Origin of the sequence: Nonomuraea rubra (assembly GCF_014207985.1) — a bacterium.
GTDB classification, from domain to species: domain Bacteria; phylum Actinomycetota; class Actinomycetes; order Streptosporangiales; family Streptosporangiaceae; genus Nonomuraea; species Nonomuraea rubra.
In genome coordinates this window covers 10,078,217-10,104,186 of the sequence record NZ_JACHMI010000001.1, presented here as the reverse complement: position 1 = coordinate 10,104,186, position 25,970 = coordinate 10,078,217, and the positions used below count along the sequence as shown (strand labels likewise).

Below are 25,970 nucleotides of genomic sequence, written 5' to 3'. Positions count from 1 at the left end.
TCGCCTGGTCCGACGCTCCGCTGGTCACTTCGCCTCGCCTGGTCCGACGCTCCGCTGGTCACTTCGCCCGACCGGTCGCACTCACTTCGCCTCGACCGGTCGTACTCTGACGCCGGTCACTTCGTCTCGCTCTGCGGCACCCTTCCGCGGGTCACCTCGCCCCGTCCGGTCGCACTCTCTCCCACCAGGCACCTTCTCCTGGCCCCCTCGCACTCTTCCGCCGGTCACGTGTACTGGCTTCGCCGCACATTCGTTCCACCTGTCGCGCCCCGGCTCTGCCCGACTTCCTGCATCGTTGCCTCGTGTCGGCAGCGCCACGCTGTCGCGCCAGCCGCCTTGTCATGGCTGCGGCCGACTTCCCGGCACCGCCGCCTCGCTCCTACAGTGCTGCGCGTCCGCGCCAGTCGCGCGGCCCTGGCCTCGCCATTGCCTACAGCCGCTGCGCGTGTGACATCCACTCATGATCAAGAGCCAAGTGCCGGGTCGCCGCACGTTCACGGGCTCGTGTTCTCAATCGGCAACCACTCATGATCGACAGTGACGCTCTGGTACCTCTGCCCTCCGCGACACCGTTGACGGACACTGGCACCAAGGGTCTCGCAAGTGGTCATCCGATATCCCAGCCGAGTGGCCGTACCGCGCCCAGTCACCTCTCCCTAAGTTGTGACATCCGCCCGTTCCTCCCGCGCGTCAGACCAGATCTTTACATTTCCGTACGAATCCAGGCATGTCCCGTCTTGGCCTGAGATGCACCATCAAGAGGACAACATGATCGACATCGGCAAGCTCCTCCCCTCCGACCGGAACGTATGGGAGAGCTTGTTCCGTGCGTACATCGACTTCTACGAGCGCGTCGAGCCGGACGAGATGTACGACCGGGCGTGGCAGGAATTCCAGGCGGACACCCGCTTGCACGCTCTGGGCGCCAGGCTGGACGGCCGGCTGATCGGCATCACCCACTTTCTGACGCACGGGAACACGTCCGCGCCCAACACCGATGTCTGCTACCTGCAAGATCTGTTCACCGCTCCAGACGTCCGGGGCAAGGGTGTGGGGCGTGCGTTGATCGTGGCCGTCACCGACTGGGCTCGGGAGCGGGGCTGCTCTCGCGTGTACTGGAACACCCACGAGTCGAACAGCACGGCACGGCAGCTCTACGACAAAGTCGCGGAGAACCGCGGCTTCATCCGTTATCAGATCGAACTGCCCTGACCGGGATCCTTCAGGCGGCGCTCGATGGCTCCGGAGGCGGCCGAGCCGGTCTGGTCCGCTTCCTGGCCGAACCAGTGGTGTTTATGTGACCTCGGCGACAAGGAATTTGGTCGCCTGAGCCACGCGAAGCCTCTCCGTAACCGGAGGAGGACGCCCCTCGTGGGTGACGTTCCCACATCTGCTTGATCCATCCAGCTCGCGTGAGTTGATCGGCGCGGTGCGGCCAGGCGTCCGGAGGCCGGTGGAGGCGGGCAAAAACCGGCTCCAGGCAGGCGAAGCGGGGTGGCGACGTCCAACGGATTTCTGAATCCAGGTAGCGTTCGCACTATGGCATCGCCAACTGGAACCACCGACGCACCCTTCGGCCGTATGCTGACCGCGATGGTCACGCCGTTCACCTCCGACGGCGAGGTCGATTATGTGGCTGTGCGACGTCTTGCCACCTACCTGGTGGACGAGCAGCGCAACGACGGACTGATCGTCAACGGGACGACCGGGGAGTCGCCCACCACATCGGACGAGGAGAAGCAGCGCATCGTCAGCGCTGTCCTCGATGCGGTCGGTGACCGCGCGACCGTGGTGGCCGGGGCCGGCACCAACGACACTCGCCACAGCGTCGAGCTCGCGAAGCAGGCGGCACGTGCCGGTGCCCATGGCCTGCTGGTGGTGACGCCTTACTACAACAAGCCTCCGCAAGAGGGGCTGTACCAGCACTTCACCGCTGTTGCCGACGCAACCGACCTTCCGGTGATGCTGTACGACATTCCCGGGCGTAGCGGCGTGCCGATCAAGACCGAGACCCTGCTCCGGCTCGCGCAGCACGAGCGCATCGTGGCCGTGAAGGATGCCAAGGGTGACCTGTTCGCGGCCAGCCAGGTGATGACCGCGACCGATCTCGCTTTCTACTCCGGTGACGATCTGCTCAACCTGCCCTGGCTGTCCCTTGGCGCGGCCGGGTTCGTGAGCGTTGTCGGACATGTCGTGGGCGCCGAGCTGGCAAGCATGATCCACCTGCACAAGAACGGCGACGTCGCCCAGGCCCTGGCCGTACACAGCCAGGTGGCCCCCGTGGTGGACGGGATCATGCTGCGTGCGGGTGGCGCGATCATGGCGAAGGCCGCATTGAGCATGGTGGGGGTACCGGTCGGTCCAGTACGGCTGCCGCTGGTGAACGCCACAGAGAAGCAAATCGCCGAGCTGCGTGCTTGCCTGGTAGCCGGCGGGGTGAAGTTGACAGACGCATAGGAACGGGGAGGAACCGGGAGTTTTGAGAACAAGATCTGACCGTGGGGGCCAGGCATGAGCCATCCGCATCCTGAGCTCGGCCCCCCGCCGGTGCTGCCTGAGGGCGGCCTGCGCATCGTCGCGCTGGGCGGGTTGGGGGAAATCGGCAGGAACATGGCCGTCTTCGAATATGACGGTCGCCTGCTGGTCGTGGACTGCGGGGTACTGTTCCCCGAGCCCGACCAGCCGGGTGTCGACCTCATCCTGCCCGACTTCGAATACATCAGGGACCGGCTCGACGACGTCGAAGCCGTGGTGCTGACGCACGCCCACGAAGACCATATCGGGGCGGTGCCGTACCTTCTGCGCGAGCGGCGCAATATTCCGCTCATTGGCTCCAAGCTCACGCTCGCCTTGATCGAGGCGAAGCTGACAGAGCACAGGATCCAACCGACCAAACACGAGGTCGTCGAGGGCGAACGGCACGTATTCGGGCCTTTCGACTGCGAGTTCCTCGCGGTCAACCACTCCATCCCCGACGCCCTGGCCGTCGCCATCCGGACGCCGGCGGGCATAGTGCTGCACACCGGTGACTTCCGGATGGACCAGTTGCCGAGCGACGGCCGCCTCACCGACCTCGGCGGCTTCGCCAGGCTCGGCACCGAGGGCGTCGACCTGCTGATGTCCGACTCCACCAACGCCGAGGTGCCGGGATTCGTCACCAGCGAGCGGGAGATCGGGCCGGTCATCGAGGAGGTGATCCGCACCTCCGAGCAGCGTGTCATCGTGGCGAGCTTCGCCTCGCACGTACACCGCATCCAACAGGTCATGGACGCCGCGGCCAAGCACGGCCGCAAGGTGGCTCTGGTCGGCCGCTCCATGGTGCGGAACATGGGGGTGGCCCGTGACCTCGGTTACCTGAAGGTGCCACCGGAGCTGATCGTCGACTCGCGCGACATCGAAGAGTGGCCGCCTCAGGACGTGGTGCTGATCTGCACCGGCTCCCAGGGCGAACCGATGGCGGCGCTGTCCAGAATGGCCAACCGCGATCACCCGATCCGCATCGCCGAGGGCGACACCGTCCTGCTGGCATCGTCGCTGGTGCCGGGCAACGAGACCGCGGTCAACAAGGTCATCAACGGCCTGACCAGGTGGGGCGCCCGCGTCGTGCACAAGGGCAACGCCAAGGTGCACGTCTCGGGACACGCGGCCGCGGGCGAACTCCTGTACGTCCTCAACCTGACGCGCCCTTCGAACTTCATGCCCGTGCACGGCGAATGGCGCCACCTCCGCGCCCACGCCAAGCTGGCCGCCCTCACAGGCGTGCCCGACGACCACATCGTGATTGCCGAGGACGGCGTCGTGGTGGACCTGGTCGACGGCCGCGCGCGGATCGTCGGTGCGGTACACGCCGGGTACGTCTACGTCGACGGCTCGTCGGTGGGTGAGATCACCGACACCTCCCTGAAGGACCGCAGGATCCTCGGGGACGAGGGCTTCATCTCCGTGGTCGTCGTGGTCGACTCGAACACGGGCAAGCTCACGGCCGGCCCGGAGATCCACGCCCGCGGGTCCGGCATCGATCCTCTCCAGTTCGAGGAGTTCATCCCGCAGATCGAACGGGCCCTGGAGGAGAAGGCCGCGGACGGTGTGGTGGACATGCAGGAGATCCGCAGGGTCGTCCGTCGCACGGTGGGGCGCTGGGTGAGCGACACCTATCGCCGCCGTCCGATGATCATCCCTGTGGTGCTCGAGGTCTGAGCCTTCGGGTGGTACGGCAGATGGTTTGGCCTGCCGTACCACCCGAAGTGCCCTGTGGTGCTTGTGGTCCGCGACGCCGTGCACAAGGTCGATCACGCGGGTGCTCGCGAGGTGGTTCTCGCGATCGGCCGTTACGGCGAGTTCGTATCCGCGCGTGACAGTGATCTTGAATGTGTGTGTGAGGGTGCTGGCTGTGTGCTGGTCGGTTCCCCCGCCCACTGCCGGGGAACGGGTCGCTGACTCTGCAGGAGCCGGATGGCGGTGCCTTGGTGGGCGGTGGTGTGGGGGCGGCGGGATGCTCAGGGGGTGCATGTCAGGCGTCCCTTCGGCGTAGCAGCCACATGGCGGTGCATACGGGGACGGCCGCGTACGCGATCATGACTGCGCCGGCCGCTGTGGGTGAGAGGAGCGAGCCGTACACCGAGGTGGTGATGATGTCGCCCGTCAGCTCGCGGGGCAAGGCGCCGATCATCAATGAGCCGAGGCGCTCGCTCCATGGCTCGGGCAGATTGCCGATGATCATTGGGAGCACGTAGGCGAGGCCGACGAGGATGGCCGTGGCGCCCGCCACCGATCTCAGGATCGCGCCGATGCCCAGGCCGAGCAGAGCGAATACCGGCACAGTGAGGCTGAGCGCGATCAGAAGCGGCAGCCGGTCGCCGAACGCGGTGGTGTACGCGCCGGAGAAGCGGTCGCCGATGGCACCGCGGGCCGCGAAATAGGTGCCGAAGACTGACACGGCGCCGATGAGCAGGCCCAGGCCACCGATGATGACGGCCTTGGCGGCGAGGACGGGCCAGCGACGCGGAACCAGGGCCAGGCTGGTCCTGATCAAGCCTGTCGTGTACTCGGATGTGACGGCCAAGGCGCCCAGGATGCCCATGCACAGCTGGGGAATGATCGTGAACACTTCCTCCAGATCCGCGATCCGGGCACGGGCTTGTTGCTCGGGCGGAGCGGCGTCGTACATGCCGGCAGCCGCCGCGGCGAGTGCAAGGCCGAGAAGGACAGTGCTGATGCTGAGCCCGAGGACCAGGTAGGTCGAACGGACCGAGCGGATCTTCAGCCACTCGGAGGTGAGGACGGTCATGCCTGCGTCCTTTCGGGCGAGAGATGCGATCAGGTGCATGTGTGGTGGAGGGAGAGGCTTCGTGGCACGTACGGTCTCGGCAACGGCGCTGAGGCTGCAGAGAGGTTCATGCGGCCGGTCGTTGCGGGTGGATGGAGGATGCGTACAACGGGCGAGAGGAGAAGCCCCGCGGACGTGTCAGGCTCGTACGAGGCATCGTGCTCGCATACGGGTGGTGTCATGTCCGAATTCGGCTCGCCATGTCGGAATGCGTCGTCGTGCCTGTGTGGACGGGACATCGGGGTGCGGACGGTTATGCGTCCCTTCGCCTGAGCTGGTGGTAGCCGACGGCGAGGGCGACGAGTGGGTAGGCGAGCAGCACGGTCAGTGCCGCCCAGGGCGGCAGGAAGCCGTCTCCCAGACGGGACGAGAGTCGTTCGCCTGACAACTGCGGGACGAGGTTCGGCAAGAGGAGGGTGGCGACGCGGGTGTTCCACGGGGACGGCAGATAGGTGACCACACCAGGGAGCACGAACAACAGGGCGACGACCGCCGTGATGGCGCCTGCCGTGGAGCGGACGGCCGCGCCCAGCCCGAGGCCTACCAGTGCCAGGGCGGTCACCGACAGGCCCGAGGCGAGCAGCGTCGGCAGCTCCTCGGAGAACGGAACCTGGTTGAAGCCCAGGTGGCGGCCGTTCGCGATCAGCCGGCTCGTGGCGTACGTGAGCAGGAGGATTGCCTGGGCGGTCACGAACGTGGCCACACCGACGATCCCCGCCTTGGCCAGAAGTAAGGTGCTGCGCTTCGGAACGGTGATCAGGGTGGTACGGACCATGCCCGTGGCGTACTCGGAGGTGATCGCCAGCACGCCGAGCACCGCCAGGCTCATCTGGACGAGCGGCAGGAAGCCCTGCTCGGGAGCGGCCGCGCGTAGCGTGCCGCGCTCGTCGGCCAGTGCGGCCACATAGAGCGTCCACGCGATGCCGAGGACCACTGTCAGGGCCGCTGCGCCGATTGCGTGGTATGTCGAGTTCACCGAGCGGAGCTTCAGCCATTCCGAGGAGAGGACCATCTTCATCGGGCCGCTCCGTATTGCACGCTGTCGGCGGTCAAGGCCATGTACGCCTCTTCGAGGGATGGATAGCGGGTGGTCAGCTCGGCGACGGTGGCCTCGGCGATGAGTCGTCCACGGCCGACGATGACGATGTGCTCCGCGGTGAGGGCCATCTCGCTCATGAGATGGCTGGAGAGCAGGATCGTCCGGCCCTCGGCGGCCAGCGAGCGCATGAGATCGCGGATCCAGCGCACACCGTCGGGGTCGAGGCCGTTGACGGGCTCGTCGAACATCAAGATGCCGGGATCCCCGAGCAGCGCGGCCGCGATGCCGAGCCGCTGCTTCATGCCCAGAGAGAACCCGCCCACGCGCTTGCGTGCCACGCCCGCCAGGCCGACCTGATCGAGCACCTCGATGACGCGCGTGGGGCCGATGCCGTTGGTGCGTGCCAGGCAGAGCAGATGGTTGTAGGCGCTGCGGCCGCCGTGGACGGCGCTCGCGTCCAGGAGCGCTCCGACCTCGCGCATCGGCTCGTGCAGCGAGGTATATCGCCGGCCGTTGACCAGCGCCTGGCCGGACGTCGGCGCGTCGAGGCCGAGGATCAGGCGCATCGTGGTGGACTTGCCGGCGCCGTTGGGGCCGAGGAACCCGGTCACATGGCCAGGCTCGACCCTGAAGGAGAGACCGTCCACGGCGAGGGCGGAGCCGTAGCGCTTGGTGAGGTGGTGGAGTTCGATCACGCCGTAAAGGATGCGGGGTGGTGGGGCGGTGTCGCGTCGGACCACGGTTCGAACTTCAAGGTCAGACCCTGGGTTGACGTGCTCAGCCCGCCGCAGCGGCTACGGTTCAACGCGTGAACGACACGCACCCCTTCTTCGCCAGACGCATGAGCCGCCGCGAATTGGTCATGCTCGATGCGGCTGCGGGCGTGTGCGCGGCGTTCATCTTCTTCACCGTAACGGTTCACGCCGAGCCGCTGCCGCCGTGGATGCGGCTCGCCCTTCCTGCCGGCCTCGGGCTGCCGCTGGCGCTACGCAGGCTCTGGCCGGTGCCCGTCTTCTGCTTCACGCTGCTGCTCGCCGTCTATACCGCGCTGGTCGGCGGCGTGGGGCTTGTGTACCTCGCGCCCGCGTACGCCCTGTACATCGTCGCGCTGTCCGACAGACGCGGCCCGGCGATCCCGACATCGGCCATCGGGCTGGTGAGCTTGGTGACCATCGTGGGCATGACGGTGGCGGGCACACCTCGAGACCGGGCTCCCGACTGGCTCTTGCACCTCGACCAGCCGCTCATGGGCATCGCGGCGTTGGGAGGAGCGTGGACGATCGGCCGGGCCGTACAGGAGCGCAGGTCCTATGCCGCACGTGACGCCGAACGGCTGGCGGCGCAGGCGGTGGCCGAGGAGCGGTTAAGGATCGCCCGGGAGCTGCACGACGTGGTCACGCACAGTGTGGGGCTGATCGCGGTCAAGGCCGGGGTCGCCAATCATGTCATGGCGACCAAGCCTGAAGAGGCGCACGATGCCTTGCGCGTGATCGAGACCGCCAGTCGGAGCGCTCTGGTCGAGATGCGGCATCTTCTGGGTGTGCTCAGGTCGACGGCTGTGCCCGACCGCGTGCCTGCACCGGGTTTGGCGGGGCTTCAAGGTCTGGTGGGGCAGGCTCGGCTGGCCGGCGTAGAGGTGGAGCTTGATCTTCGTGTTGAGGCCGGTGAGGGGAGAGGATCCGGTGCGGTGCCGCAGGAGGGAGCGGTGGGGAGAAGGACGGGGAGCTTCCAGGGAGAGGCAGCGCTGGGGCGGGCGGAAGCCTCGCCTTCTGAAGGGGCGGCATTCGGAAGAGCCGAGGTGCGCGACGAGGCGGCGCGAGGAGAGGAAGAAGTTTGGCGGCGGCTTCCTGATGGGGTGGGGTTGGCGGTGTATCGGATCGTGCAGGAGGCGCTCACGAATGTGGTCAAGCATGCGGCGCCTGCTCGTTGCCGTGTGTCCGTCGTCGACGAAGGCGAGGAGGTGCGGATCGAGGTGGTCGATGATGGGTCGGGGCGGCGTACATTGCCGGGGGATGGCGCTGGGCACGGTCTGATCGGCATGCGGGAGCGGGTCATGATGTACGGCGGCGTGTTCGAGGCCGGGAGCCTGGCTGGGCGGGGGTTTCGAGTGTCCGCCACGTTGCCGTACGGGGAGGCGCCGTGATTCGAGTGGTCATCGCCGATGATCAGGCGTTGCTCAGGGGAAGCTTCAAGGTGCTGGTCGACTCCGAGCCTGATCTGGAGGTGGTGGGGGAAGCGGGGACCGGCGCCGAGGCTGTTGACATCGTGCTGGAACGGCGGCCGGATGTGGTACTCATGGATGTGCGCATGCCCGGCATGGATGGGATAGAGGCCACCCGCCATATCAAGGATGCTGCTCGGGTTCTCGTGGTGACGATGTTCGATCTCGATGCGTATGTTTATGATGCGCTCCGGGCCGGAGCGAGTGGATTCTTGTTGAAAGATACTCCGCCTGCTGATTTGCTCGCTGCCATACGTGTTGTGGCAGGAGGGGAAGCGCTGCTGGCGCCAACCGTTACGCGTAGATTGATCGAAGAGTTCACGCGTACTCCCGTTCCGCCTCAGGTGAAGGGGCTGGAGGGGGTCACTGAGCGGGAGCGGGAAGTGTTGCTGTTGATTGCGCGAGGGTTGTCGAATCGCGAGATCGTGGCGCATCTGCAGGTCAGCATGGCTACTGTGAAGACGCACATCACGCGACTGCTGGCCAAATTGGAGGCCCGGGATCGGGCTCAACTTGTCATTGCGGCGTATGAGAGTGGGCTGGTTTCCGCAGCCGCGTGATGGTGCTCGGTTGTTAATTTGCGGTTGGTTGGTCTTGCGCTAGAGTGTGTATTGGGTTCAGAACGTCTTTGAGAGCCAGTCCAAGTGTGCGCCGCCGAAAGGCCCTTTTCTTTCGCCTACTGCTTCGAGTAGCCAGTGTGCGGTTTCTTCTGCTTGTGTGATGAGCTCTGGTGGATAGCGCAGCAAGATTTGGTGTTCTGCGAATTCGTCTACATCATCCAGGATGAGTCGCCCATCTCTCATTCGGATCACGTCCAGGTCGAGGTCGAGCATGGTGACCTCATCGTCTTTCCACACCGGAACGGTAGTGACGTCGACGTAGATTTCGCTTCTGTGGGGTGGAGTGTTGAAGGACGCTGTCCACCAGGCGTCCCGGGGGAACAGCATGATCGCGGTCGACTCCCACGTGACAGGCGGGCCTTCGCCCTTCCGAGCGACCGTCCCACCGGGCACTTCGACCCAGACGCCGTGCTCGTCCTCACCTAGTAGCCGAGCGGGATGGTTCCAGTGCAATGCGCCGCCGTATTTTCTGAAGACGATTCGCACATCGGTCATATGAATAAACCTATCCATGCCGGGATGGCTGTCACACGCCGCGCTGGTGGGGGAGCTAGGCGGGTCGGTGGAGTGTGCTCGTGCGGTGGCTTGTGGTCTCAGCAGGGTGTGACGGTTGCGAGATCTGAGGGGTTGGTGCCTGTGGTGGGGTGGCGAGCACATGGGGTCATGGGAGTAGCCGGTCGGTGCGGTGGTGCGGTGGTGCGGTGGTGCGGTGGTGCGGTGGTGCGGTGGTGCGGTGGTGCGGTGGTGCGGTGGTGCGGTGGTGCGGTGGTGCGGTGGTGCGGTGGTGCGGTGGTGCGGTGGTGCGGTGGTGCGGTGCCCAACCCACAAGTTTCCTGTTGGGACCCGATCCCAACACGCTCCTCTCACAACCCCATCCCGAAGCTCCTTCCTCTCCTCAAAGTGACCTGGCTTCAGAAGCGCTGTCTCAGGCCTCGAAACCATCGAGCGCCTCTCACGTTTCTCATCGAGTAAGCCCCTCTCCTGTCGCCAGCCCAAGAGGCCATCTCATGCCCCAACCCAGCAAGCCCCCGCGTTTGTTAGCTAGCCATGGAGGCGGAGGGCTCTGGTGAGGGCGGCCAGGCGTTGGGGGGAGGCCAGGCCGGCGTGGTACAGGTGGAACTCTGAGGCGCCGGCCTTGGAATAGGTCCTGAGCTGGTCTGCCAGGACGTCCGGGTCGGCGGGGCGGGGCGGGAGGGCTAGGACGTAGGCGCCGACTCGCTGGTCGGGGGTGGACAGGTCCTTGAGGCGGGCAAGGCGGATGGCGTCCGTGGCCGGGTCGCCCCAGCAGTTGGCCACCAGGACGTCTGCTCCCGGTTCGCCCGATGGGAGAGGGGCGAAGGCGCCGGTGGCCCAGGGGTCCGGGTTGGCGTGCAGGGTGATGGGGACGTTGGCGGCGGTGCTTCGGGCGGCGGAGATGAGGCGCTCGCGGAGGGTCGTCGTTTGGGCTACGCGGATGGTGCGTACCTCGTCGGCGAGTGGGCCGAGGGCCTCTGCGGCGGTGCCGGGGGTGTGGGAGGTGGCGGTGTCTGTCGGGGTGGTGCGGTCGATGGCGGCGCGGACGGTGGCTCTTGTCGGGTCTGGGTAGCGGGGGGCGCAGTTCGTGCAGAAGCAGAGGGAGAGGAGGTCGATGTCTGCGGGGGTCCAGTCTGCGCCGGACGTCTTCTCGTGGACGGTCTGGTGGCCGAAGCCCATGGGGCCGCAGGCCTCCAGGATCAGGCCGTCGGGCTCGCCTACCTCGAGGATCTCCCGGACCAGGCGTTCGCAGTACTCGATGACGTCCTCATGGGCCGGGCACAGGGCGTAGGGGTACGGGTCGCCGAAGGCGTTGCGCACGACGAGGTCGGGGTTCGCCGAGCCCAGGTGTGAGTTGTGCGTGAGGACGGTCCAGGCGTGCACCTGGAGGCCGACGGCCTTCAGGGCATCCCTGGCCTGGAGATAGGCATCGGCGGGGGTCCACGTGGGGGAGGCGGGGACCAGGCGAGACCAGGACGACGGGCGGATCGGGAGGTAGAAGGCCGGGTGTGGGACGTCGAGGACACGATGAGCGGGGTGGTACGGCGTGGCTGCCCTCGTCGAGTGGTACATGGCCGCCAGGGCGACCGTCTGGACGCCGAGGTCTGCCAAGCGGCCGGGGGCTGATGGGTCTCCCACCACGTCCCAGGGGTAGAGGTAGGCGACGTTCATCAACGGGGTCTCCTTGCCGACGGTCATCGATGGGTCATCTCGCCGGCATTCACCAGCGGGTCGTTGTGTTGACGTGCTGTAGCCACAAGTCTCCTGGCCGGTGCTCGTCGGTGAGCGCTCCGGGGGGACCGATCAGTGGGTTTGCGGGCGAGGTTTGTTCGGTTGTGCGGGTGGAGCAGGCTGTTCGTTGGCGTTGGCGTTGGCGTTGGCGCTGGTGTTGGCGCTGGTGTTGGTGTGCGTGTGGATGTGGGTCACCAGCGGGGTTTCTTCGGGGAGAAGGAGGGGTCGAAGCGTTGTATGTACGACGTGTCGTCGCGGGAGCGGATTCCGCACTTCTCGTACTGCTCGTTCATCACTGCCAAGGCGTCCCTGTCCAGTTCCACACCCAGGCCCGGGGTGGTGGGCACCGGGACGGTGCCGTTCACGAAGCGGAGGGGGCCCGGGAGGACCACGTCCTGGCCGTCCTGCCAGGGGGTGTGCGTGTCGCAGGCGAAGGTGAGGTTCGGCGTGGCGGAGGCCAGGTGGGTCATGGCGGCCAGGCTGATGCCGAGATGGGAGTTGGAGTGCATGGACATGCCCAGGCCGAAGGCGTCGCACATGGCGGCGATGTGCGAAGAACGTACGAGGCCGCCCCAGTAGTGGTGGTCCAGGAGGAGAACACCGATGGCGCGGGAGGCCATCGCCGGCGGGAAGTGTTCCGGGGTGACCACGCACATGTTGGTGGCGAGCGGCATGGGGACGGCGGCCGCCACCTCCGCCATGCCGTCGATGCCGGAGGTCGGGTCCTCCAGGTACTGGAGGGTGCCTTCGAGTTCTCTGCCGACGCGGATCGAGGTGGCGATCGACCAGGCGGCGTTCGGGTCGAGGCGGAGCGGGATGCCGGGGAACGCCTCGTGCAGGGCGCGGATCGCGGCGATCTCCTGGTCGGGCGGGAAGACGCCGCCCTTGAGCTTGATGGACTGGAAGCCGTACTCGTTGATGAGGAGCTTTGTCTGCTCGATGAGGGCGGCTTCGTCGAGTGCGGCGCCGAACCTGTCCGGGTCCTCGCCCGGGTGGCCGGCCCACTTGTAGAAGAGGTACGCGCTGTACGGGACCGCGTCCCTGACCTTGCCGCCCAGGAGGTCGGACACCGGGACGCCTGCCGCCTTGCCGCGGATGTCCAGGCAGGCCACCTCGAAGGGGGAGAAGACGCGGTCGATGCTCTTCTCCGTGGTGGCGGCGCCGGTGAGGCCGTGCAGGTCGTGCACCGTTCCGCCGACGAGTGCGGCGATTCGGGCGTACATCGCGTTCAAGGCGTGGACGTCGAGGCCGATCAGGGCCTGGGCGCATTCGCGTACCTTGCCGAGGTGTTCGAGATCGCCGTAGGTCTCACCCAACCCGGTCAGGCCCTCGTCTGTGACGACCTCGACAATGGTACGGAGAGTCCATGGCTCGTGGATTCCGGCGGCGTTCAGGAGAGGCGGATCCCGGAAGGCGACGGGGGTGACGTGGATCTGCCTGATGATCATCGCGAGCCGTCCATATATGTGAACGATAGCCAGATTTGTGGACAAGTAGCCGCAACTGTAAGAATCAGATTGAAGAAGTGTCAAGACTCCGAAGGGCCATTCGATGATCTACGGACACGACCCCAGGACCGGCGAGACCGTGGGCACCGCCCTGCCCGAGACCGACAGCGCCGGGGTCGACTTGATCGTTTCCGCTGCGGCCGCCGCGGGCGCGGCCTGGCGGGCGACCCCGGCCGCCGAGCGAGCCGTCGCGCTGGAGGCCGTTGCCGATGCGCTGAGCGCGCATGTGGACGAGCTCTGGCAGCTCGCCGACCAGGAGACCGCGCTCGGCGAGGTGCGGCTTCGGGGCGAGGTGGCGCGTACGGCGGGGCAGTTCCGGCTCTTCGCCGAGGTGATCAGGGACGGCGGCTACCTGGAAGCCATCATCGATCACGCTGACCCTTCCCTCGCGCCGCCCAGGCCGGATGTGCGCCGGATGAAGCACGCGCTGCAGGGCGTCGTGGCCGTGTTCGCGGCCAGCAACTTCCCGTTCGCATTCTCCGTCGCCGGCGGTGACACCGCCTCCGCGCTCGCGGCGGGCTGCCCCGTGGTCGTGAAGGCGCACCCCGGGCACCCGAACACGTCCGAGCGGGTGGCGAAGATCGTACGGGAGGCGCTGCCCTACCCCGACCTGCTCGGGCTGGTGCAGGGCATGCAGGCCGGTGTCGACCTGGTGCAACACCCGAGCGTGGTGGCGGCCGGGTTCACCGGGTCGGTGGCCGGCGGCAAGGCGATCCAGAAGCTGATCGACGAGCGGGAGGTGCCGATCCCGTTCTACGGCGAGCTCGGGAGCGTCAACCCCGTCGTCGTGCTGCCGTCCGCGCCGGTCAAGGAGGTGGCGACCGGGTTCGCCGCTTCGCTGACGCTCGGGGTCGGGCAGTTCTGCACGAATCCGGGGCTTATGTTCGTGCCCGAGGGGGACGAGCTGCGCAAGGCTCTCGTGGAGGCCGTCGAGGGCACGGCCGGTGGGCCCATGCTCGCCGAGCGGATCAGGGACGGGTACCTCGGAGGCGTCGAGCGGCTGGGGCAGTTGCAGCTGCTCGCCGAGGGCAAGCCCGGGGAGGGGAGCCTGGCGGTCACGCCCAAGGTGTTCACGGCCGATCTCGAGACGTTCGCGTCGAAGCTCCCGCAGATCGGTGAGGAGTGCTTCGGGCCGGCGTCGATCGTGGTGACTTATCGGGACGTCTCCGACCTGCGGCCGGTGCTCGAGCGGCTCGATGGGTCGTTGACGGCGACCATCCACAGCACCGAGCCGGGGGAGGCCGGAGAGGTCGCCGAGGTGCTGGGCAAGAGGGCTGGGCGGCTTATCTGGAACGGGTGGCCGACCGGTGTGGCTGTGTGCTGGGCCATGCATCACGGTGGGCCTTGGCCTGCTGCTACGACGAGCTACACGTCTGTGGGGGCTACGGCGATCGGGCGGTGGCTGGCTCCGACCGCTTACCAGGACTGGCCGGAGGAGCTGCTGCCGGAGGAGCTCAAGGACGCCAACCCGTTGTCCATTCCTCGGAGGGTGGATGGTCGGCTCCAGGCGTGAGTGACGACTGAGTGACGGGTTTGTCCCGTCGAGTCGAGGGTCCGCTGATCTGGCGGTGTGCCGGTCTGGTGGTGTGCTGGCGTGCGCCGGTTCGGTGGTGTGCTGGCGTGCGCGTCTGGTGGTGTGCTGGCGTGCGCCGGTTCGGTGGTGTGCTGGCGTGGTGATGCGCCGGTCTGGCGGCGCGCTGGTCTGGTGGTGTGCTGGCGTGCGCCGGTCTGGTGTGTGGTGATGCTGGGACGGGGTGTGACCGGTCGCCGTGTGCCAGGTCGGCGATGCCTGGGCGAGAGAGGGCTCGTCCCCGGTGGTGCGGGTGGCTCGTGGGCTCCGTCGCTGGAGGAATGGGACGGTGGTGATGATTGGACCCATGGCGGTGGCGGTTGAGGGTGGATGAGGCTCGTGCTGTCAGGGGCGGCTCTGGATTGCGTTATCGGTAGTGCGTGGGTTGATTGACGGGGCTGAGGGCCACGCTGGTGTGGTGTGGTGGGGTGCGAGGGTTCGCGCTGCTGGTGGTAGGTGCTGTGGGCGAGGGTGGCTCGGGCTCGCGCACTGAATGGTGGTGTGACGGTGGGTTGAAGGGCCTCGTGCGGGGGTGGCGAGGATTCGAACGAGGGTGCTTCGCGAGGGAATGCCAAGGTTTGGGCGAGGCGGTTCGTGCCGGAGTGGCGAAGTTGGGCGAGGCGGTTCGTGCCGGAGTGGCGAAGTTGGGCGAGGCGGTTTGCGGCGGGGCGGTGAGGTCGGGTGAGGCGGTTCTTGCCGGAGCGGCGAAGTTGGTGAGGTGTTCCCGTGAGGGTGGCGAGGTTTGAGTGAGGCAGATGGTGATGGTCGGCTGGGAGTGAGTGCTGGTGTCAGGTGCCGGCGATTTCCAGGCCGGTGTTGACGAGACGTTCCAGCGTTCGCAGGTGCTCGGGGCTTGGGTCGACCAACGGTGCCCGGACGCCGCCCACATCCAGTCCACGCATGCGTACGGCCGCCTTCACCAGTGAGACCGCGTAACCGGGAACGAGGTCGCGCAGCCGTACCAGAGGCAGGTAGAACTCGGTGAGCAGACGCTGGGTCAGGACCTCGTCGCCGCCGGTGACCGCCTTGTAGAAGGCGAGGGAGATCTCGGGGGAGAAGGCGAAGACGGCGCTGGAGTACAGGTTCACGCCGAGGCCGCGGTAGGCGGGGACGGTCAGTTCGGCCGTGGGGAGGCCGTTGAAGAAGGTGAAGTTCTTGTCGGTGGTCGCGCGTACGGTGAGGATGATGCGTTGCAGGAGGTCGAAGTCGCCCAGACCGTCCTTGAAGCCGATGACGTTCGGCACCTGCGCGGCCAGTTCGGCCACGGCCTCGGGGGTGAAGCGGGCGGTGCCGCGCTGGTAGACGATGACGGGCAGGTCGACGGCCTGCGCGACCTCGCGGACGTAGCGGGCCAGGCCGGTGGCGGGGCCGGTGACCAGGTAGGGGGGCATCAGGAGCAGGCCGTCGGCGCCTTCGGCGGCAGCGGCGCGGGCGAGGGATCTGGCGGTCGGCAGGGGTCCGCCTGCGCCGGCGAAGACGGGGACCCGACCGGCGGTGGCCTTGACCGCGGTCGACACCACCCGGGTGTACTCGTCGGGGCCGAGGGCGTTGAACTCACCGGTGCCGCACGCGGTGAACACTCCTCCCGCCCCGGCTGCGACCCCTTGCGCGACGTGGCGGGCGAGGATGGGTTCGGCGAGAGCGCCATCGGGGTCGAAGGGGGTGACCGGGAAGAAGAGAACGCCGTCTAGCCGCATCAACGGATCCTTCCTAGCGGATGCCCTCCCTGCGGAGGGTGGCAGCCAGCTTTCGGGTGTGTTTGATGATCGCTTCAGTGATCTGCTCGACGTCGGCGGGCGCGAGTGCCGCCGGCATCGAGCAGCTGATCGCGTCGGTGGCCGGGATGCGGTAGTCGACCGCGACGGCCACGCAGGCCACGCCCGGCGTGCCCTGCTCCCGCTCGTACGACCAGCCGCGGGTGCGTACCTGGTCGAGCTCGCCTGTCAGCTTGGTGAGGTCGGTGATGGTGTGCTCGGTGAGCGCTGTCAGCGGCGCGGGCAGCAGCGCCTCGACCTCGTCATCGGTGAGCTGGGCGAGCAGGACCTGGCCGAGCGCGGTGACGTGGGCGGGCAGCCTCCTGCCCACCCGGGGGATGATGTGGTCGGCCTCTCGCGACTCCCTGGTGGCCAGGTAGAGGACGTGCGCGCCGTCACGCCGGGCGAAATGTACGGTCTGCCCGATCTCGTCCCGCAGGTCCTCGAGGCAGTCCTGGGCGAAGGGGAGTGCGGGATCCTTGTCGAGGTACGCCGTGCCGGTCAGCAACGCGTGCGGCCCGATGCCGAACGCCGACCTGGCCGAGTCGGTCTCGACCCAGTTGAGCTCCACCAGCGTGCGCATGAGGGCGTGCAGGCTGCTGCGGGGGAAGCCGGTCCGTTGCTGGAGCTCCGACAGGGTCAGGTGGTCGTGCGACTCGGCGAGCGTCTCCAGGATGCGTACGGTCCGCTCCGCGGACTTGACCAGCGGGGGCTGCTCCATGCTCATCCCATCTCGTATCCTTCGGCGCCTTCGATGATGATCCAGGATATGGGATACCGTCCAGATACATGGACGCCTAACCCTTGACCGCGCCGCTTGTCAGACCACGCATGAACTGCCGCTGGAACGCCAGGAACGCGATGATCGACGGCAGCAGCGCCAGCAGCGAGGCCGCCAGCAGCACGCCGATGCCGACCTCCTCGTCCGACCGGAGCGAGCGTAGCGCGATGGGCAGCGTCCACATGTCCGACTCCGGGGCGACGATCAAGGGGAGCAGGTACTGGTCCCAGATCATGGTGAAGCCGAAGACGCCGATCACGCCGAGCGCCGGGCGGCACAGGGGGACGATGATCGTGGCGAAGATGCGCAGCTCGCCGGCGCCGTCGATGCGGGCCGCCTCCTCCAGCTCGACCGGCACCTCCTTCATGAACTCCGTCATGACGAGGATCGAGAAGCCCCAGGCCCCGACCGGGAGGATCATGCCGGCGTACGTGCCGATGAGGTTGAGGTGCAGCACCGGCAGGTCGGCGAGGACGAGGGAGAGGGGGATCGCGATGATCTCCTCGGGGAGCATCATCGTGGTGAGCATGAGCAGCATCACGAACGTCATGCCGCGGAACTTCTTGCGGGCCAGCGAGTACGCCGCGAAGACGCTCACCAGCATCTGCAGCAGGAGGCCGAAGCCCACGACGATGAAGGAGTTGAGCAGGTAGAGGTAGACGTTCTTGTCCTTGGCCTGGATGAAGTTCTCCAGGGTGAACTCGTCCGGCCACAACGAGAACGAGGTCGGGTCCAGGGTCTTGTTGAAGGCGCTCATGAGGAGGCCGACCAGGGGGCCGGTGAAGACGACCACCATGAGGCCATAAATCAGGATTTTTCCGGTGGTCGCCAGCGGGCCGCGCCGTGACTCCAGGCCCAGGGCACTGTCGAACCTCATGCCGGCCGCCTCCTGTCCTCGGTGAAGGTCTCGGTGAAGGTCTCGGTAAAGGTCGAGGTGGGGGTATCCGCGCAGGTCGAGGTGAGGGTATTCGCGCAGGTCGAGGTGAAGGTCTCCGCGAGAGCCGAGGTGAAGGTCGAGGTGAAGGTCTCCGCGAGGGCCGAGGTGGAGGTCGAGGTGAAGGTCTCCGCGAGGGCCGAGGCGGGGGTTGAGGTGGAGGTTGAGGTGAAGGTCTCCGCGAGGGCCGAGGCGAGGGTCGAGGCGGGGGGCGAGGCGAGGGTCGAGGTGGAGGATTCCGCGACGGCCGGGGTCTCCGCGAAGGGCGAGGTGACGGCAAAGGCGGAGGTCATGATGCCTGCCTCTTCCGCAGTGCCTGCACGACCACCGTCAGCACCAGCGTGGCCAGGAACAACACGATGCCACCCGCCGAAGCCACCCCCAGCTCGTTCTTCTGGAACCCCAGCTTGTAGATCAACGTCATCAACACCTCGGACGACCCGTTGGGCCCTCCGTTGGTGAGCACGTACACCTCGACGAACACCCGCAGTCCGCGGATGGCGGCCAGCGTGAACAGGATCCAGAACACGGGCCGCAGCGCCGGCAGCGTGATGTGCCGCAGCCGCCGCCAGGTCGAGGCCCCGTCCACGGCGGCGGCCTCGTACAGGGTGCGATCCACGCCGACCAAACCGGCGAGGAAGATCATCATGTCGTACGGGGTCCCGCGCCAGATGCTCATCAGCATGATCGACCACAGCGACGAGTTCTCGCTGGCCAGCCAGGGCTGCGGATCCACCCCCGCCCAGCCGATGACGATGTTGAGCATCCCGCTGTCGGCAGGGTGGAACATGATGCGCCACACCTCGGCCACGGCCGCCATCGTGGTGACGACCGGCAGGAAGGCCGCCGTCCTGACGAACCACAGGTACCGGGCGGGGCCCTCGATGAGCAGGGCCAGCCCGAGCCCGAGCACGATGGAGCCGATGGTGGTGCCCAGGGCCAGCACGATGCTGTGCCAGATGGCGGCGCCGAACTCGGAGTCGGAGATGATCGTCTGGTAGTTCTGGAACCCGACCCACTCGTCACCGAGGAACGTCTGGACCTTGAACAGGCTCTTCCACAGCCCCACGAACATCGGGATGAACTTGAAGTACAGGAAGAGCAGCAGCGCGGGCGCCAGGAACAGCCAGGCGATCAGCGGCCCCCGCCACCGCACCGATTTCGGCGGGTGGCCGGGGGTCGCCGTCCGGCGGGGCGCCGGGACGAGGGTGGAGGTCATGACGCTTTCTGGCTCTGCAGTTCCTGGGTGAGCTTGGTGTTGAGCTCATCCATCGCCGTCTTGACGTCGGCGGTGCAGTCGGCCCACACGGCGTTGATGGTGTCGGCGGAGGTCTGCCGGATCGGCGCCCAGTTGGGCACCGGCGGGGCGTAGACGGCGTGCGCGTACGACTCCTGGAACACCTTCCAGCGCGGGTCCTGGCGCTCGGCGGACATGTCCACCGTGGAGTTCACGGGCAGGCGGACGATGGCGCCGTTGGCGTCCTTGTTCATGCCGATCTTCTGACCTTCCGGCGAGATCGCGAACTCGGCGAACTTCTTCTGCGCGTCCTGGTTCTGCGACCCGGCCATGAGGTAGACGTTCTCGCCCTCGCCGAGGGTGCCGGGGCCGCCGGACGGGCCCTTGGGCACGGGCAGGACCTCGATCTTGTCGGTGCCGATGCTGTTGACGAACCTGGCCAGCACGTACGGGCCCACCAGATAGATGCCGCCCTGCCCCTTCTCGAACACCTCGTGCGTGACGGTGGTGTCGTTGCTGACGGCGCCGGGGTTGACGGTCTTGGTCTTGCAGAACTGGTCCTGAAGGTACTGCACGGCCTCGACGGTCTTGGGGTCGTTGACGGAGGCGGCGTACTTGCCGCCGCCGGCGGAGGTGATGAAGTCGCCGCCGTTGGCGTAGATGAGGGAGGAGGCGTACCAGGAGGCGTAGCCGCGCTTGGTGCCGGCGGGGGCGACGAAGCCGGCGGTGTCCTTCTGGCCGTTGCCGTCGGGGTCCTTCTCCGTGAAGGCGACGGCCAGCTTGGTCAGGTCCTCCCAGGTCGCGGGCGGTTCCATGCCGACCTTCTCGCGCCAGTCCTTGCGCACGATCAGCGCGAACGACTGGGCGGAGAACGGGGCCGCGTAGATCTTGCCGTCGGCGCCCGTGGCGGCCTTCCAGGCCGTCTCGGCGAGCTGGTCGCCGCCCTTGAGCGCGGCCTTGTCGACGGGCGCCAGCCAGCCCTGCGACACCATGTTGCCGAGCTGGGCGGTGTCGTTGATGACGATGTCCGGCAGGTCTTTCTGCGCCGCCTGCTGGTTCAGTTTGGTCTCGAAGTCGTCGAAGAGCGCGACGACTTTGGTCGGTACCCCGCTGGCCTTGGTAAAGGCGTCAGCGAGCTTCTTGGCGGTCTTGGCGGAGTCGGAATCAGGCGCCTGCCTGATCCAGATCTCCAGAGTGTTGTCCGAACTTGAGGAACCACCGGAACCGCAGCCTGTCAGTCCAACGGCCAGAGTCGTCATGATCGCGACTCCCAGCAGACGACGTGACATCAGACCGCCTCCTGTTCACATACATGGACGTGAGTCGAAGACTTGGATGTGTGCCTGCGAACGTAACGAGTGGCATGGCTCACGGTCAATATTCAAGGATGTGAAAGTCGCCCAGATTCGTGTACATCATGAGGCATGCGCATTCTCATGACAGGGGCCTCTGGAAAGGTCGGGACGCTGCTTCGCCCGCGTCTCGCACAGGAGGGCCGTACGCTGCGGCTCTCCGACATTCATCCGGTCGACCCCGGGCCCGGTGAGGAGTGGGTGACGGCCGACCTGGCCGATCCCGACGCCATGGCCGAGGCGATGAAGGGCGTGGACGCCGTGCTGCACCTGGGCGGCCAGAGCCGGGAGCATCCCTGGGCCGACATCGTGCACGCCAACATCAACGGCACCCAGGTGCTGATGGAGGCGGCGTACAAGGAGGGGGTCCGGCACCTCGTGCTCATGGGCAGCCACCACGCGGCCGGCTTCCAGAGCAGGCCGGAGGGCGGCGCGGACCTGCCCGACTACGCCTTCCCGCGCCCCGACACGTTCTACGGGGTCAGCAAGGTCGTCATGGAGGCGCTCGGCAGCCTCTACCACGACCGGTTCGGCATGAACGTCACCGTGATCAGGCTCGGCACCTGCAACGAGGCCCCGGCCGACACGCGCGGGCTGGCCACGTGGATCTCCGCCGACGACCTGGCCCGCCTGGTCGAGGCGGGGCTCGCGGCGACCGGCTACCACGTCGTCTGGGGCGTCTCCGACAGCCCGCGCCGCTGGTGGTCGCTGGAGGAGGCCAAGTCCATCGGGTACGTCTCGCGCGACTCCTCCGAGCCCTTCGCCGCCGCGCTCATCGAGGAGCAGGGGGAGCCCGACCTGTCGGAGCCGCTGCACGACCGCGCGGGCGGCATCTTCACGCTGAACGAGCTCGGCGGAAAATGGTGAGCTGAACCTCCGGCAACCGGTTGCAAGAACCTTGACGGCGCCACCCCCAAAGGTCAAGGTTTGTTCTGGCAACCGTTTGCAAGGGAGGGCCGGCGATGGCGGCGACGATCAAGGACGTGGCACGCGCCTGCGGCGTTCATGTGTCCACCGTGTCCCGCACCTTCTCCGCACCGCACCTGGTCAATCCTGCCACCAGGAGCCGCGTGCTCGCCGCGGCCGACGACCTCGGCTACCGGCCCAACCGCGCGGCCAGGGCGCTGACCACCGGGCGCACGTTCAACATGGGCCTGATCGTGGCCGACATCTCCAACCCCTTCTTCCCGCCCCTCATCAAGGCCGCGCAGGCGCAGGCCAGGGGGCGGGACTACCACGTGTTCGTGGCCGACACCGACGAGGACCCGCGGGTGGAGGAAGAGCTCATCAGGACGCTCACCAAGCAGGTGGACGGCGTCCTGCTGTGCAGCCCGCGTCTGTCGAACAAGATGATCGAGCGCCTGGCGGAGGACGTGCCGTTCGTGGTGGTCAACCGGCGTATCAAGGGCATGCCCGCCGTGCTCATGAACGTCGCCCAGGGCGCCAGGCTCGCCCTCGACCACCTGGCGGGGCTCGGCCACCGCAGGATCGCGCTCGTGTCCGGGCCGATCGGCTCGTGGACCAGCAACGAGATGCAGGGCGTGGCCGCCGAGGCGGCCGGCCTCGACCTGGTCTTCTTCGGGCCGAACCAGCCCACGGAGGCCGGCGGCCTGGCGGTGGCCCCCGAGGTGGCCGCGTGCGGCGCGACCGCGGTGCTCGCCTACAACGACCTCGTCGCACTCGGCCTCATCGAGGGGCTGTCGGCGATGGAGATAGGGGTACCAGACCAGATAAGTGTGATCGGGTTCGACGACATCCTGCCCGGGCGCCTCAACCGGCCCAAGCTGACCACGGTGGCCATGCCGGCCGTGCAGGCGGGCAGGATGGCCGTCGATCTGCTGCTGCAGTCGGGAGGCGAGGGCGCGACCGTGACCCTCGACACCGCCCTCATTGTCCGCGAGTCCACGGGAAGGGCACAGACATGATCTTCGGAACGCTGCCATCGGGCCAGCAGGTCGAGCGCGTAGAGCTGTCATCGGGACGGCTGCGCGCCGAGGTGCTCACCTACGGCGCCATCATCCGCACGCTGGAGGTGTCCGGGGTCAACGTCGTGCTCGGGCTGGACACGCTCGACGACTACCGCACCCGCAGCCGCTACTTCGGCGCCGTCGTCGGCCGGTACGGCAACCGCATCGCCAACGCCCGCTTCACCCTGGACGGCGTCGAGTTCGCCCTGCCGGCCAACAACGGCCCCAACTGCCTGCACGGCGGCGTCGAGGGCTTCGACAGCAAGGTATGGACGATCGCCGAGCGCACCGGCTCGTCGGTGACGCTGACGCTGACCAGCCCCGACGGCGACCAGGGCTTCCCCGGCACGCTGACCGCCTCGGTCACGTACACGCTGGCCGACGACGCCCTGCGCATCGACTACACCGCCGAGTCCGACGCGCCGACCGTGGTCAACCTGACCAACCACTCCTACTTCAACCTCAAGGGCGGCGGCGACGTGCTCGACCACGTCGTCCAGATGGAGGCCGAGCACTACCTGCCGGTGGACGACGACAAGATCCCCACGGGCGAGGCCGCGCCGGTCAAGGGCACGCCGTTCGACTTCACCGAGCCGCACACGGTCGACGAGCGGTACGACGGCGCCTACGACCACTGCTTCGTCCTGGACGGCGGCGCCATCAAGGTGACGGGGGGCGAGCTGACCATGGAGGTCACGACCACCGAGCCGGGCGTGCAGTTCTACGCCGGCGGCATGCTGGACGGGGTCGCGACGCCGTTCGGGCCGTTCGCCGGGCTGTGCCTGGAGACGCAGCACTACCCCGACGCGCCGAACCAGCCGCAGTTCCCGTCCACGGTGCTGCGGCCGGGTGAGCGCCGCGCGTCCACCACGACGTACCGGTTCATCTGACCGTCCGCAGCCCGGCGTTGGCCTTGATCACCAGCAGGGCCACGTCGTCCTGCGACGGCTCGGCGGCGAACGTCTCGACGGCGTGCCGTACCCGCTCGGCCACCGCGTGGGCGCTGAGCCCCGTACAGGTGGACAGGAGCTGCGCCAGCCCGTCGCCGTCGTCCAGCAGCCGGTCGCCGTCGCGGCGCTCGGTCACGCCGTCGGTGACGCACAGCAGCACCTCCTCCGGCGCCAGCTCGAACGACTCCACGTAGAACCTGGCGCCGGACTCGATGCCGAGCAGCAACTGCGGCGTGGCCACGGCCCGCACCTCGCCGTCGGGCCGCAGCAGCAGGGGCGGCGGATGGCCGGCCGAGGCGATCGTGCACAGCGCGCCGCCCTGCGGGAGCGGCGTCAGCTCGCCGCACAGCAGGCTGAGGAACCTGCCCTCCTCGCCCTCGTCCAGCAGCGCGTGGTTGAGCCGGTCGAAGATGTCGGCCACGGTGTAGTGCTCCTTGGCCAGCAGGCGTACGGCGTGCCTGGCCAGCCCGGTGACGGCCGCCGCCTCGGGGCCGCTGCCGCACACGTCGCCCAGCGCGAAGCACCAGTGGTCGGCCACCGTGAACAGGTCGTAGAAGTCGCCGCCGACGTCCGCGCCCTCCTCGGCGGGCTCGTAGACCACCGCCGACTCCAGGCCCGGCATGGGGGCCACCCGCATGGGCAGCAGGCTGCGCTGGAGCACCCGCGAGGTGGTGGCCTGCCGGGCGTAGAGCATGGCCGTGTGCAGGTTGAGCGCCACCAGGCGGCACAGGTCGGCCAGCAGGTCGGCCAGCTCCAGCGGCAGCGTCGGCTCGGCCCTGCCGATCACCAGCGCGCCGTGCGACCTGCCCTGCGTGAGCAGCGGGAAGGCCAGCACGTTCTCCTGGCCGACCGGCCAGCTCACCTCGGTCAGCGCCGTGCGGGGGATGGCGGGCAGCGACTTGCGCAGGTCGGCGTTGTGGCGCTCCTCGCTGTGCCAGACGTGGGCGAGCCTCGTCATCCCGGCCAGATCGGTCAGGTAGACGGCGGCCCACGTGGCGATCTTGGGCACCACGAGCTGCGCGGTCAGCGCCGCGATCAGCTCCTCGTCGTGCACGCCCGCCAGCAGCTCGCCCGCCTCGGCCAGGAACGACAGCCGCCCCCGGTGCGCCCGGTCCTGCTCGGCCAGCCGCTCGCGCTGCACGGTCACCGCCACCTGGCCGGCGATGTGCTGCAGGCTGACCGTCAGCTCCTGGTCGAACCGGCTCGGCTGGGCGTCGGTGACCACGAGGAAGCCCACCACCTCGCCCGCCACGAGCAGCGGCGCGCACGCCAGGGACCTGGCCCGTAGCTGCTGGGCCAGCTCCACATCGCCGGCCAGCAGGTCCTCGATCATCGTCGGGGACTTCCTGTCGGCGCCGAACACGCCGGTGGCCAGCACGCCCACCAGCCCGGCCGTCGCGCCCACGCCCGCCGCCACGCCGAACCGGCTGCCGCCCTCCGTGGCCAGCAGCACGTACGCGGCGTCGCCGCCGCTGGACACCTGGACGATCTGCGCGATCGTGGCCAGCAGCTCGGTGAGCGGCATGTCCCGGTCGAGCAGGTCCTTGATGCGCCGGCCCGCCTCCCTGCGCAGCGGCGCCGACGGGGGCGTCAGCACGAACCGGTGCTCGCTGGAGACGATCATCCAGATCGCCCGGCGCTCGCCCGCGTGCCCGCGGGCCCGCAGCTGGGAGACGTAGACGGGAACGAGCGAGCCGTCGCGGTGCCGCATGCGGGCCTCGCCCCGCCAGCGGCCCAGGCTGAGCGTGTCGGTCAGCGACAGCGCGTACGGGCCGTGGCCACGCCAGGCCACCAGTTCCTTCAGCGACCTGCCGATGGCCTGCTCGGCCCGCCAGCCGAGGAGCTGCTCGGCCTCGGGGTTCCACGACTCCACGACCCCGTCGAGGTCGCAGATCACCACGCCCACGTGCAGCGTCTCCAGGGGCGGCGCGATGGGCCCGGGGACGAGGCAGGGCGGGCAGGACACGTGGTCCTGCATGTCGCAGCCCTCGCCGAGCTCCATGCGCACCCAGACGCGCTTGGCGGTCCTGGTGTAGGTGACGCCCCAGGCGTCGGCCAGCATCCCGGCCAGCGCCAGCCCGCGGCCCGAGGTGGGCAGCGTGCCGTCGGCGGGCGCGGAGTCGCCGGACGGCAGGGCGCGCGTGGGATGGTGGTCGTCGACCTCGATCTCCAGTTTCGGCGGGCTGGCGTCCACGTCCAGGCGGCAGGTCAGCTCGACGCCGGTGCCCGCGTGCACCACGGCGTTCGTGACGAGTTCGCTGGTCAGCAGCACGGCGTCCTCGGCGAGATGGCTCAGGCGCCATTCGCCGAGCACCTGCCTGACGAACTTGCGGGCGTGCGCCGGTGCATGGGGAGTGCCGTCGAAGGCCGTGCTCGACACCCTGGTCGTGTCCACTCTGCGTCCTAGAACATCACTCGATGTGGCAGTTCGGTCACTCTCAGAGTGGCAGACTGATGCCGTTGATAC

The 25,970-nt window shown here is 67.9% G+C and carries 21 protein-coding genes and 1 pseudogene; 9 read left to right on the top strand and 13 right to left on the bottom strand.

The genetic code is table 11. The annotated features are described in order from the left end of the window. Nucleotides 1–768 precede the first annotated feature (768 nt). The 3 genes from HD593_RS45955 (at nt 769) to HD593_RS45945 (ending at nt 4,197) form a co-directional block, all read left to right on the top strand. Entirely contained in the window at nt 769–1,212 is a 444-nt protein-coding gene (locus HD593_RS45955) for a GNAT family N-acetyltransferase (protein WP_185109208.1), read from the top strand. 327 nt (nt 1,213–1,539) lie between these two features. Beyond that, the gene (gene dapA, locus HD593_RS45950) at nt 1,540–2,457 is read left to right on the top strand and encodes a 4-hydroxy-tetrahydrodipicolinate synthase (protein WP_185109207.1); all 918 of its coding nucleotides are present in this window, start codon (nt 1,540–1,542) and stop codon (nt 2,455–2,457) included. A 54-nt stretch (nt 2,458–2,511) separates the two neighbouring features. After that, nucleotides 2,512–4,197, top strand: coding sequence for a ribonuclease J (locus tag HD593_RS45945; RefSeq protein WP_185109206.1), 1,686 nt, complete (start codon nt 2,512–2,514; stop codon nt 4,195–4,197). 313 nt (nt 4,198–4,510) lie between these two features. Here HD593_RS45945 and HD593_RS45940 read toward each other — a convergent pair whose 3' ends face one another. The 3 genes and pseudogenes from HD593_RS45940 to HD593_RS45930 form a co-directional block, all read right to left on the bottom strand. Beyond that, nucleotides 4,511–5,287 carry an ABC transporter permease subunit gene (locus HD593_RS45940; protein WP_185109205.1) on the bottom strand — a complete coding sequence of 259 codons (777 nt, stop codon included), beginning with the start codon at nt 5,285–5,287 and terminating at the stop codon, nt 4,511–4,513. 292 nt (nt 5,288–5,579) lie between these two features. After that, nucleotides 5,580–6,344, bottom strand: a complete 765-nt coding sequence (locus HD593_RS45935; RefSeq protein WP_185109204.1) for an ABC transporter permease — start codon at nt 6,342–6,344, stop codon at nt 5,580–5,582. Between the two features lie 62 nt (nt 6,345–6,406). Beyond that, a pseudogene (locus HD593_RS45930) lies at nt 6,407–7,060 on the bottom strand (ABC transporter ATP-binding protein); the annotation flags it as partial. A 113-nt stretch (nt 7,061–7,173) separates the two neighbouring features. On the opposite strand from HD593_RS45930, the gene HD593_RS45925 reads away from it, so the two are divergent. Next, the gene (locus HD593_RS45925) at nt 7,174–8,508 is read left to right on the top strand and encodes a sensor histidine kinase (RefSeq protein WP_185109202.1); all 1,335 of its coding nucleotides are present in this window, start codon (nt 7,174–7,176) and stop codon (nt 8,506–8,508) included. Further along, nucleotides 8,505–9,146: a response regulator gene (locus tag HD593_RS45920; RefSeq protein WP_185109201.1), complete on the top strand. Its 642-nt coding sequence runs from the start codon at nt 8,505–8,507 to the stop codon at nt 9,144–9,146. Before HD593_RS45925 ends, HD593_RS45920 begins: the two co-directional genes overlap by 4 nt. A 57-nt stretch (nt 9,147–9,203) precedes the next feature. Here HD593_RS45920 and HD593_RS45915 read toward each other — a convergent pair whose 3' ends face one another. The 3 genes from HD593_RS45915 to HD593_RS45905 all read right to left on the bottom strand — a co-directional run bounded on the left by HD593_RS45915 (nt 9,204) and on the right by HD593_RS45905 (nt 12,898). After that, nucleotides 9,204–9,701: a DUF402 domain-containing protein gene (locus tag HD593_RS45915; protein ID WP_185109200.1), complete on the bottom strand. Its 498-nt coding sequence runs from the start codon at nt 9,699–9,701 to the stop codon at nt 9,204–9,206. A gap of 546 nt (nt 9,702–10,247) precedes the next feature. Continuing rightward, nucleotides 10,248–11,417, bottom strand: coding sequence for a glycoside hydrolase family protein (locus HD593_RS63980; RefSeq protein ID WP_281402508.1), 1,170 nt, complete (start codon nt 11,415–11,417; stop codon nt 10,248–10,250). Between the two features lie 224 nt (nt 11,418–11,641). Continuing rightward, complete coding sequence (locus HD593_RS45905) at nt 11,642–12,898, bottom strand: glucarate dehydratase family protein (protein WP_185109199.1); 1,257 nt, start codon at nt 12,896–12,898, stop codon at nt 11,642–11,644. A 103-nt stretch (nt 12,899–13,001) separates the two neighbouring features. Here HD593_RS45905 and HD593_RS45900 point away from each other — a divergent pair, with 103 nt between their 5' ends. Beyond that, nucleotides 13,002–14,471 (top strand): aldehyde dehydrogenase (NADP(+)), encoded by a 1,470-nt coding sequence (locus HD593_RS45900; RefSeq protein WP_185109198.1) that lies wholly within the window; start codon nt 13,002–13,004, stop codon nt 14,469–14,471. An 845-nt stretch (nt 14,472–15,316) separates the two neighbouring features. Here the strand turns inward: HD593_RS45900 and HD593_RS45895 are convergent. From HD593_RS45895 to HD593_RS45870, 6 genes are all read right to left on the bottom strand, one after another. Next, a complete protein-coding gene (locus HD593_RS45895) occupies nt 15,317–16,225 on the bottom strand; it encodes a 5-dehydro-4-deoxyglucarate dehydratase (RefSeq protein ID WP_185109197.1) in 909 nt (302 codons plus the stop codon). 13 nt (nt 16,226–16,238) lie between these two features. Beyond that, complete coding sequence (locus HD593_RS45890; protein WP_185109196.1) at nt 16,239–17,009, bottom strand: IclR family transcriptional regulator; 771 nt, start codon at nt 17,007–17,009, stop codon at nt 16,239–16,241. A gap of 70 nt (nt 17,010–17,079) precedes the next feature. Next, complete coding sequence (locus HD593_RS45885) at nt 17,080–17,940, bottom strand: carbohydrate ABC transporter permease (protein WP_185109195.1); 861 nt, start codon at nt 17,938–17,940, stop codon at nt 17,080–17,082. Next, nucleotides 17,937–18,290 (bottom strand): hypothetical protein, encoded by a 354-nt coding sequence (locus tag HD593_RS45880; RefSeq protein ID WP_185109194.1) that lies wholly within the window; start codon nt 18,288–18,290, stop codon nt 17,937–17,939. The genes HD593_RS45885 and HD593_RS45880 overlap by 4 nt, the downstream gene beginning before the upstream one ends. After that, entirely contained in the window at nt 18,287–19,216 is a 930-nt protein-coding gene (locus tag HD593_RS45875; RefSeq protein ID WP_185109193.1) for a carbohydrate ABC transporter permease, read from the bottom strand. The genes HD593_RS45880 and HD593_RS45875 overlap by 4 nt, the downstream gene beginning before the upstream one ends. Further along, nucleotides 19,213–20,523 carry an ABC transporter substrate-binding protein gene (locus HD593_RS45870; RefSeq protein ID WP_185109192.1) on the bottom strand — a complete coding sequence of 437 codons (1,311 nt, stop codon included), beginning with the start codon at nt 20,521–20,523 and terminating at the stop codon, nt 19,213–19,215. Before HD593_RS45870 ends, HD593_RS45875 begins: the two co-directional genes overlap by 4 nt. A 135-nt stretch (nt 20,524–20,658) precedes the next feature. On the opposite strand from HD593_RS45870, the gene HD593_RS45865 reads away from it, so the two are divergent. From HD593_RS45865 to HD593_RS45855, 3 genes are all read left to right on the top strand, one after another. Next, nucleotides 20,659–21,453, top strand: a complete 795-nt coding sequence (locus HD593_RS45865; RefSeq protein WP_246547073.1) for an NAD-dependent epimerase/dehydratase family protein — start codon at nt 20,659–20,661, stop codon at nt 21,451–21,453. A gap of 95 nt (nt 21,454–21,548) precedes the next feature. After that, nucleotides 21,549–22,511 (top strand): LacI family DNA-binding transcriptional regulator, encoded by a 963-nt coding sequence (locus HD593_RS45860; RefSeq protein WP_185109191.1) that lies wholly within the window; start codon nt 21,549–21,551, stop codon nt 22,509–22,511. Then, nucleotides 22,508–23,443 carry an aldose epimerase family protein gene (locus HD593_RS45855; protein WP_185109190.1) on the top strand — a complete coding sequence of 312 codons (936 nt, stop codon included), beginning with the start codon at nt 22,508–22,510 and terminating at the stop codon, nt 23,441–23,443. The genes HD593_RS45860 and HD593_RS45855 overlap by 4 nt, the downstream gene beginning before the upstream one ends. Here the strand turns inward: HD593_RS45855 and HD593_RS45850 are convergent. Continuing rightward, nucleotides 23,436–25,898, bottom strand: coding sequence for a SpoIIE family protein phosphatase (locus HD593_RS45850; RefSeq protein ID WP_185109189.1), 2,463 nt, complete (start codon nt 25,896–25,898; stop codon nt 23,436–23,438). The genes HD593_RS45855 and HD593_RS45850 overlap by 8 nt on opposite strands. Nucleotides 25,899–25,970 lie beyond the last annotated feature (72 nt).

Coding starts and splice junctions, on each gene's coding strand:
- HD593_RS45955 (WP_185109208.1), top strand. CDS start 769: ATGATCGACATCGGCAAGCTCCTCCCCTCCGACCGGAACGTATGGGAG.
- HD593_RS45885 (WP_185109195.1), bottom strand. CDS start 17,940: ATGAGGTTCGACAGTGCCCTGGGCCTGGAGTCACGGCGCGGCCCGCTG.
- HD593_RS45895 (WP_185109197.1), bottom strand. CDS start 16,225: ATGCGGCTAGACGGCGTTCTCTTCTTCCCGGTCACCCCCTTCGACCCC.
- HD593_RS45915 (WP_185109200.1), bottom strand. CDS start 9,701: ATGACCGATGTGCGAATCGTCTTCAGAAAATACGGCGGCGCATTGCAC.
- HD593_RS45860 (WP_185109191.1), top strand. CDS start 21,549: ATGGCGGCGACGATCAAGGACGTGGCACGCGCCTGCGGCGTTCATGTG.
- HD593_RS63980 (WP_281402508.1), bottom strand. CDS start 11,417: ATGACCGTCGGCAAGGAGACCCCGTTGATGAACGTCGCCTACCTCTAC.
- HD593_RS45945 (WP_185109206.1), top strand. CDS start 2,512: ATGAGCCATCCGCATCCTGAGCTCGGCCCCCCGCCGGTGCTGCCTGAG.
- HD593_RS45940 (WP_185109205.1), bottom strand. CDS start 5,287: ATGACCGTCCTCACCTCCGAGTGGCTGAAGATCCGCTCGGTCCGTTCG.
- HD593_RS45905 (WP_185109199.1), bottom strand. CDS start 12,898: ATGATCATCAGGCAGATCCACGTCACCCCCGTCGCCTTCCGGGATCCG.
- HD593_RS45880 (WP_185109194.1), bottom strand. CDS start 18,290: ATGACCTCCGCCTTTGCCGTCACCTCGCCCTTCGCGGAGACCCCGGCC.
- HD593_RS45875 (WP_185109193.1), bottom strand. CDS start 19,216: ATGACCTCCACCCTCGTCCCGGCGCCCCGCCGGACGGCGACCCCCGGC.
- HD593_RS45870 (WP_185109192.1), bottom strand. CDS start 20,523: ATGTCACGTCGTCTGCTGGGAGTCGCGATCATGACGACTCTGGCCGTT.
- HD593_RS45935 (WP_185109204.1), bottom strand. CDS start 6,344: ATGAAGATGGTCCTCTCCTCGGAATGGCTGAAGCTCCGCTCGGTGAAC.
- HD593_RS45855 (WP_185109190.1), top strand. CDS start 22,508: ATGATCTTCGGAACGCTGCCATCGGGCCAGCAGGTCGAGCGCGTAGAG.
- HD593_RS45865 (WP_246547073.1), top strand. CDS start 20,659: ATGCGCATTCTCATGACAGGGGCCTCTGGAAAGGTCGGGACGCTGCTT.
- dapA (WP_185109207.1), top strand. CDS start 1,540: ATGGCATCGCCAACTGGAACCACCGACGCACCCTTCGGCCGTATGCTG.
- HD593_RS45900 (WP_185109198.1), top strand. CDS start 13,002: ATGATCTACGGACACGACCCCAGGACCGGCGAGACCGTGGGCACCGCC.
- HD593_RS45890 (WP_185109196.1), bottom strand. CDS start 17,009: ATGAGCATGGAGCAGCCCCCGCTGGTCAAGTCCGCGGAGCGGACCGTA.